Genomic DNA, 7,862 nt, shown 5'->3' on the forward strand with positions numbered 1-7,862 from the left:
AAGCCTAGCCTGCCAGCCCAGATCCAACAGGGGCCGGATAGCGGACCTGCAACACCTCGATGTCCAGCACGCCTGCAGGCGTGACCAACTTGAGTTCATCGCCCTCGCGTGATTTGAGTAAGGTGCGTGCGATCGGCGAGACCCAACTGACCTGGCCTTGCAAGCTGTCGGCTTCGTCGATGCCCAAAATGGTGACCGTGCGCTCGACGCCTGAGGCCTCGGCGTAGGTGACCGTGGCCCCAAAGAACACCTGATCGCTGCCATGGTGCACGGCCGGGTCCACCACTTCGGCGATTTCCAGCCGCTTGGTCAGGAAACGGATGCGGCGGTCGATCTCGCGCAAACGCTTTTTGCCGTAGAGGTAATCGCCGTTTTCTGAGCGGTCCCCGTTGCTCGCGGCCCAATGCACGATCTCGACCACCTTGGGCCGCTCGTCATCGATCAAACTGAAGAGCTCGGCGCGCAGTCGGGCGTAGCCGCCTGGCGTCATGTAGTTGCGTGCACCTGAAGGCAAAGCCGGCAAACCCAGCTCGTCGTCATCGTCGCCGTCGGTCTCTTTGGTGAAGGCTTTGCTCATGTCCTGATGTTCAAGGGCAAAAATAGAAAAAGCCCACAACTCGCGTTGTGGGCTTTCTAATTTTTGGTGCGGCTGGCAGGAATCGAACCCACGACCCCTTGGTTCGTAGCCAAGTACTCTATCCAGCTGAGCTACAGCCGCATCATAGATCAAATTATAGCAAGCTTTTCAGGGCAGTTTTGGGCGGCCCCTCAATTTATTGCCAGGACACGGCCGACATGTCGTTGGCAAAAATCGGCGAGCTCGACCACAGACCTTTGAGGCCTTTGCGGTACACCGCGGTGTTGGTGGCGTTGAACAGGAACACGTTGACCGCATCCTTGGCGATCATGCGCTGCATGTCGCCAAACAGCTGCGTGCGCTCTTTGGCCGCCATGGTGGCCGCGTGTTTGGCCGCCAAGTCGCGGAAAGCCTTGCTGTCGTAACCCCAGTAGTACTGCGGGTTGGCATAAGCCATGTAGTCCAGTGGTTCAACGTGGTTGATCACCGTCAGGTCAAAGTTGCCCTTGAAGGTGCCGCCCAGCCACTGCGCCCATTCGACGTTTTCAATTTTGGCCACGATGCCCACTTTGGCCAACTGCGCAGCCAGGATCTCACCCCCCTTGCGGGCGTAAGGCGGCGGGGGCAAGGTCAGGGTCACGTTCAGCGGGGTTTGCACCCCGGCTTCCTTGAGCAGGGCCTTGGCTTTTTCGGGGTCGTAAGCGTAGGTGTTGCTCAACTCCACATAGCCCGCATCGGTGGGCGCCATGTGGCTGCCGATGGGTTTGGCCAGCCCTTCAAACACGCCATCGATAAAGGCTTTCTTGTCGACCGCGTGCGACAAGGCGCGGCGCACGCGCACATCGTCAAACGGCTTTTTGCGGTTGTTGATGGTCATGATGCCTTTGCCGGCCGTGCTGCCCATTTCAACCACAAAGCGTTTGTCTTTCTGAAACTGTGCCAAGCTTTGCGGCGACTGGAAACGCGGCATGCCGTCGATGTCGCCCGCCAGCAAGGCGGCCACCTGGGCAGCCGAATCGTTGATGAAACGGAAAGTGACTTTCTTCACTTTGACAGAAGCGGCATCGCGAAAGCCATCCCATTTGGACAAAGTCACCGCAGAGCCTTTGGCCCAGCTGTCGAGTTTGTAGGGGCCTGTGCCCACGGGCTTGGTGGCGGCGTTGGCGGCGCTGTCCGGGTGCAAGATCACGGCGGTGTTCTCACCCATGCGGAACAGGAAGTTGCCGTCCGGGTTGCTCAGCACCAGCACCACGGTGTGTGCGTCGGGGGTCGAGATGTGGCTGATGTTGTTGAACACCGCGCCTTTGGCTTTGTTGGTGCTCTTGGCGTCTTTGGCCCGCTCGAAGCTGAACTTGACAGCGGCAGAGTCGAATGGCGCACCATCAGAAAACTTCACGCCCCGGCGCAGCTTGAAGGTGTAGGCCTTGCCGTCGGCATCCATTTTCCAGCTCTCGGCCAGCAAGGGGCTGATGCTGCCATCCACATTGATTTTGGTCAGGCCCTCGAGGATGTTGTAGTGCACCACCTCGCCGATGGCGGCCGCCGGGGCCATGGTCGGGTCGAGGCTGGTGGGCTCCAGGATCATGCCCAGCGTGACGGTGTCCTTGCGCGACTGCGCTTGCGCCTGTAAAGGGGCTGCCACCCCAGTGGCGACCAACACGGCGACCGAGCTCAAAGCGAGGGTGCGGCGGGTCAAAGAAAAGACGTTTTTCATGGGGTCTCCTGCGTCAAAAATGAAGGGGGCTGGCCCGGAATGGCGGCCAATAACTTGCGAGTGTAAGGGTGCTCGGCCTGCTTAAAAATCTGTTCGACGGGGCCTTGTTCCACCACACGACCCAACTGCAAGACCAGCACATCGTCGCACATCAAATTCACCACCGCCAGGTCGTGGCTGACGAACAGATAACTCAGGCCGTAGCGGTCTTGCAGGTCCATCATCAGGTTCAGCACCTGGGCCTGCACCGACACATCGAGCGCACTGACCGGCTCATCGGCCACGATCAATGCAGGGCGCGTGATCAGGGCGCGGGCAATGGCAATGCGCTGGCGTTGACCGCCCGAGAATTCGTGCGGGTATTTGTCGAGGTCTGCGCTTCTGAGGCCTACCTCGCTCAAAGCCTGGGCAGCACGATCGCGCAGCTCCGTTCGGCCATCCGCAGGTTCGACCAAGGTCTTGATCGGCTCGGTCACGATGGCCAGCACTTTTTGGCGCGGGTCCAGCGAGCCATACGGGTCCTGAAACACCATCTGAAAACCACTGCGCAATTGGCGCAAGGCTGGGCCATGGGTCTGGTGCACGTCCACCCCTTTGAACACCACCTGCCCTTCGGTGGGCGTGTCCAGGGCCATGACCAAGCGCGCCAGCGTGGACTTGCCCGAACCCGATTCGCCCACCACCCCCAAGCTTTTGCCCGGCTGCAGCGTGAAGCTCACGTCGGACAAAGCCTGCAAAGCGCCTGCGGGTTGAAACAAACTCGTGCGGGGCAAGGCAAAGCGCCGTCCCAAGTGCTTCACCTGCAGCAGAGGCGCTGATATGGACATCGCGTTCATGACAGCCTCCAGCGCGGGCAACTGACCACATGGGGCTCATCACCAGTCGTTTCGCGGTCGATGCTTTCAGCCTGCGGCGGTGTCTGGCGGCAATCCTCAACCGCCAAGCTGCACCGGTCGGCAAACGCACAACCTGCCGGAAAATCCATCAGCTCGGGCACGCTGCCGGGGATGGTGATGAGGCGCGTGCCGCGTGCCAAGCCCAGACGCGGCCGCGCCGCAAACAGGCCCCGCGTGTAGGGGTGCGCGCGGTGCGCAAACAGCTCGGGCGTGGCCGCGCTCTCGACCACCGCGCCGCCGTACATCACCATCACGCGCTCCACCTGGTCCTGCATCAGACCCAGGTCGTGGCTGATCAAAAGCAGGCCCATGCCGTCTTCGCGCACCAGTTGCTGAATGAGCCGCAACACCTCTTTTTGCACCGTCACATCCAGCGCGGTGGTGGGCTCGTCGGCAATCAACAGGTCGGGACTGCAGGCCAGCGCGATCGAGATCATCACGCGCTGGCGTTGCCCGCCCGACAGCTCGTGCGGATAGGCGTCGAGCCGCTCACGCGCCCGAGGCAACTGCACGCGTTCGAGCAGTTGCAGGGCGCGGGCTTTCGCGTCGCTGGCGCTCATGTGCTGGTGCAGGCGCAAGGGCTCGGCGATCTGCTTCCAGATCGGATGCAAGGGGTTGAGCGCCGTCATCGGCTCCTGGAAGATCATGGCCATGCGGGCACCGCGCAGCTGGCACATCTGCGGCTCGGGCAGGCCCACCAACTCCTGCTCCTTGAACACGATGGAACCGCTCACACGGGCGCGTTCGGGCAACAAGCCCATCAGGGCCAATGCGGTGAGCGATTTGCCACTGCCACTCTCGCCAATCAGGCCTACCGTCTGGCCCCGCTCCATGCGCCAGGACACGCCACGCAGGGCCTGCGCCCAGCCCCGGGCCGTGGACAGGCTCACCCGCAAATCATCGACTTGCAGCAAAGGCTTGGCGCTTGATAAATCGCTCATGTTCACCTTTGCCGCGCCAACCGGGGGTCGAGCACATCGCGCAAACCATCGCCCAGCAAATTCAGACCCAGCACAGCCAGCGCAATCGCCGCGCCCGGGTACACCGCCAGCATGGGGGCCTGGAACATCTGCGACTGCGCCTCGTTGAGCATGCGGCCCCAGCTGGGCTGCGGCGGCTGCGTGCCCAGACCCAGATACGACAAAGCCGCCTCGGCCAGGATGGCGATGGCGAACTGGATGGTGGCCTGCACGATCAGCACGCTGGCGATGTTGGGCAGCACATGCGTGAGTGTGATGGCCAGCGGGCCCTGGCCTGCGGCGCGGGCAGCGGCCGTGTAGTCCCGCGCCCAGACCGCATTGGCCGCGCCGCGCGAAATGCGGGCAAACACCGGAATGTTGAAAATGCCAATGGCCACGATGCTCACCACCAGGCCTGGCCCATAGATCGCGGTCAGCATGATGGCCGACAACAAAGCCGGAAAGGCGAAGGTGAAGTCCGAGGCCCGCATGATGAGCTCCTCCACCACGCCGCGCCGCGCCGAGGCCAGCAAACCCAAAGGCACGCCCACACCCAAGCCAATGCCCACCGCAATAAAGCCCACCAGCAAGGAATTTTGACTGCCCACCAGGAGCAAAGAACCGATGTCGCGCCCCAGGCTGTCGGTGCCCAGCCAATGCGCCGCGCTGGGCGAGGCCAATTTGTTGGGGATGTCGATGTCCCCCACCGGGTAAGGCGACCAAAACAAGGACAGCACCGCGCACAGCACCATCAGCAGCACCATGGCCCCGCCTGCTACAAAACTCGGGTGGCGCAAGGCACGTCGCCAAAATGTGTTGTTATCCCGCATGGCCCGCCTTCAATCGCGGATCGATCCACGCATACAGCACGTCAATGCAGAAGTTGATGAGGATGACCAAGGCCGCCAACAACATGACCACGTCGCGCACCACGATCAGGTCGCGGTTGGCAATGGCCTGAAAAATCAGCCGCCCAATGCCCGGCAGCACAAACACGTTTTCAATCACGATGGCGCTGGTGATCAGGTTGCCAAACTGCAAGCCCATCACCGTGAGTACCGGGATCATGGCGTTGCGCAGCACATGGCCCCACAGCACTTGACGGCGTGACAGACCCTTGGCCCGGGCGGTGCGCACAAAATCCTCGCGCAAGGTGTCGAGCACGGCCGAGCGGGTCACCCGCGTCAGAATCGCCGTTTGCACCGCCGCCAGCGCCATGGCGGGCAAGAGCAAGGCCTTGATGCCCTCCATCACCCCGCCACCATCGTCTTCGAACCACCCCGGAAAACCGCCCGCGCTCACCCACTCCAGGTGCACCGCAAACAGCAAAATCAAAAGAATGGCCAGCCAGAAATTGGGCAAGGCCAGGCCCAGCTGGCTGAGCGTCATCACGCCCACATCACCCGCCTTGTTTTGCTGCGAGGCGGCGTAAATGCCCAGCGCCAACGCCAGCGCCACGGTCAGGCCCATGGCCATCACAGCCAGTGGCAGCGTCACCTGCATGCGCTCGGCCATCAACTGGGCGGTGGGGGTGTCGTAAGAAATGCTCAGGCCTGTCTGGCCCTGCAGCATGCCGCCCATCCAGCTCAGGTAACGGGTGACCGCGGGCTGGTTCAGGCCCAGCTTGTCTTCCATCGCCGCAATCGACTCGGGCGTGGCCGTTTCGCCCAAGATCACCTGCGCGGCATTGCCCGGCAGCAACTCCAGCACCGCAAACACCACCACCGAAGTGGCCAGCAGGGTCAGCACAAAGCTCAGCAGCCGTCTCAAAAAGAACAGGGGCACGCGCTATCCTTGGGGTCTGTGAGCAACGATGAAAAGAGTTGAGATGGCATCGCAAACGATTGTAAACAGCGCCCAAGACGCCCTTGTGGGCTCCATCGTGGATGTCCCCGGCCTGCAGGTCGGTCACTTCACACTGAGCGAGCGCCTGACCGGCTGCTCGGTGGTGCTGGCTCCCCAAGGCGCGGTGGGCGCGGTGGATGTGCGCGGCGCCGCCCCGGGCACCCGCGAGACCGATTTGCTGGACCCGGCCAACCTGGTCGACAAAGTGCATGCCGTGGTGCTCAGCGGCGGCAGCGCTTTCGGGCTGGACGCCGCCACGGGCGTGGTGCGTTGGCTCGATGAGCAGGGCATCGGCTTTGAAACCGGCTACGGCCGCGTGCCCATCGTGCCTGCGGCCGTGTTGTTCGATTTGCCCGTGGTGCGCCCGGGTGACGACCCCAAGGCCCGACCCGGCGCAGAAGCAGGCTATGCCGCCTGCCAAGCGGCGTCCACATCCACAGCCACACCCGCCGCAGGCAATGTGGGCGCGGGCGCGGGGGCCTGTGTGGGCAAATTGTTTGGCCTTGATCGTTGCATGAAAGGCGGCATCGGCAACGCCAGCGTGCGCGTGGGGCCCTGGGTGGTCGGCGCCTTGGTGGCCTGCAACGCGGTGGGCGATGTGATCGACCCGGCCACAGGCCAGGTGCTGGCGGGTGCCCGCACGGCCGATGGACACAACTTGCTGGACACCCAACGCGCCTTGCTGGCGGGTGAACGCGGCAGCCGCCCCCTGCCCGGCACCAACACCACCATCGGCGTGGTCGCCACCAACGCCACCCTCACCAAAGCCCAGGCCAAGCGCCTGGCCATGAGCGCCCACGACGGCCTGGCCCGCAGCATCCGCCCGGCCCACACCACCCTGGACGGCGATACCCTGTTTGCCATGGCCACCGGCACCGAAGCAGGCCCGGTGGATTTGATGCTGCTCACCGTGATGGCGGTCGAGGCCACGGCACTGGCCACAGTGGATGCCATTCGTCAGGCGCGAAGCATCACCACCCAATGGGGCAATGTGCCTGCGGCCCTGGACTGGGCCAATTGAGCCCAGAAACAAAAAAGCCCGCTGGGTTTTGAGCGGGCCTGGTTGTTGGTGTGAATGGTAGGGCGTGAGGGACTTGAACCCGCGACCAAAGGATTATGAGTAGACCCAGCCGCTAGGACCCCAGTAGACATGGCAGGTTGCAGCGGCCTGATCAACTTCGTGGAAAATTCCGTGGAAGCGAAGACGCACGTAACCCTATGTTTTTATTGAATATTTTTGGATAAATCTTTCGCGCAACTGTGTAAGCAAGAGCGCAACTTTTCAGAGGTCAGTGCTTCAATTTGAACTTGCCAATCCATGCCTCAAAGCCCTGAGCACTCATATGTCTAGGGTCAATCGTGTTGGCATGATGCGACGCCCATCTCACCCAACGTTCTAGATCTTTGATCGGTTGCTTGGCAGATTCAGACTTGACTTGCATGGCTGCAATGAGATTTCTGATTTGATCCGAATAGTTCATGCTCGCAACCGCCGTACTCATCATCTCTATCCGGCTTCGTAATAGGTCTTCCAAAGCCTTGCGCTTCTTCTCGGCAGCACGTTGGAGTTCTTCCTCGCGGCGTTCAATCTCCCGCTGACGTCTTTGAACTCGCCACTTGTAGGCGCTGACCACGCTGTCCCGATAGGCTGCCTCGTCATGCATGACAACATCCATCACGATCTGCTTGATGCAGTCTGCCTTGATGGCTTCAAACACGTAGTGGCTCTCCCCTTTACCGTAGTTGAATCGCCCCGGATTTTGAGGAGGCTCCACACTTTGAGAAGATGGAGCCATGAGCAAGAAATCAAACCGTTTTTCACCCGAGGTGCGCGAACGCGCTGTCCGCATGGTGCTCGAACACCGAGGCGA

General features: G+C 61.9%; 8 protein-coding genes and 1 tRNA gene. 1 reads left to right on the forward strand and 8 read right to left on the reverse strand.

Features of this window, described 5'->3' with window-relative positions; translation table 11 throughout:
• Nucleotides 1–4: 4 nt before the first annotated feature.
• The 7 genes from greB to B9Z34_RS12095 form a co-directional block, all read right to left on the reverse strand.
• Nucleotides 5–577 (reverse strand): transcription elongation factor GreB, encoded by a 573-nt coding sequence (greB, locus tag B9Z34_RS12065; protein ID WP_108428364.1) that lies wholly within the window; start codon nt 575–577, stop codon nt 5–7.
• Between the two features lie 64 nt (nt 578–641).
• Nucleotides 642–718: transfer RNA gene (locus B9Z34_RS12070), tRNA-Arg, on the reverse strand.
• Nucleotides 719–773: 55 nt separating this feature from the next.
• Entirely contained in the window at nt 774–2,291 is a 1,518-nt protein-coding gene (locus B9Z34_RS12075; protein WP_199220120.1) for an ABC transporter substrate-binding protein, read from the reverse strand.
• Nucleotides 2,288–3,127: an ATP-binding cassette domain-containing protein gene (locus B9Z34_RS12080; RefSeq protein ID WP_108428365.1), complete on the reverse strand. Its 840-nt coding sequence runs from the start codon at nt 3,125–3,127 to the stop codon at nt 2,288–2,290. Before B9Z34_RS12080 ends, B9Z34_RS12075 begins: the two co-directional genes overlap by 4 nt.
• A complete protein-coding gene (locus B9Z34_RS12085) occupies nt 3,124–4,128 on the reverse strand; it encodes an ABC transporter ATP-binding protein (RefSeq protein WP_108428379.1) in 1,005 nt (334 codons plus the stop codon). The genes B9Z34_RS12080 and B9Z34_RS12085 overlap by 4 nt, the downstream gene beginning before the upstream one ends.
• A 2-nt stretch (nt 4,129–4,130) precedes the next feature.
• On the reverse strand, nt 4,131–4,976 hold the full coding sequence (locus B9Z34_RS12090; RefSeq protein ID WP_108428366.1) for an ABC transporter permease: 846 nt from the start codon (nt 4,974–4,976) through the stop codon (nt 4,131–4,133).
• Nucleotides 4,966–5,931, reverse strand: coding sequence for an ABC transporter permease (locus B9Z34_RS12095; RefSeq protein ID WP_108428367.1), 966 nt, complete (start codon nt 5,929–5,931; stop codon nt 4,966–4,968). Before B9Z34_RS12095 ends, B9Z34_RS12090 begins: the two co-directional genes overlap by 11 nt.
• 43 nt (nt 5,932–5,974) lie before the next feature.
• Here B9Z34_RS12095 and B9Z34_RS12100 point away from each other — a divergent pair, with 43 nt between their 5' ends.
• Nucleotides 5,975–7,012: a P1 family peptidase gene (locus B9Z34_RS12100; RefSeq protein WP_108428368.1), complete on the forward strand. Its 1,038-nt coding sequence runs from the start codon at nt 5,975–5,977 to the stop codon at nt 7,010–7,012.
• A 268-nt stretch (nt 7,013–7,280) separates the two neighbouring features.
• On the opposite strand, the gene B9Z34_RS12105 is transcribed toward B9Z34_RS12100, so the two are convergent.
• Nucleotides 7,281–7,862, reverse strand: a 582-nt coding sequence (locus B9Z34_RS12105; protein ID WP_233249582.1) for a hypothetical protein, incomplete at its 5' end; no start/stop codon positions are given.

It is taken from the genome of Limnohabitans sp. Hippo3 (assembly GCF_003063665.1).
Classification (GTDB): domain Bacteria; phylum Pseudomonadota; class Gammaproteobacteria; order Burkholderiales; family Burkholderiaceae_C; genus Limnohabitans_A.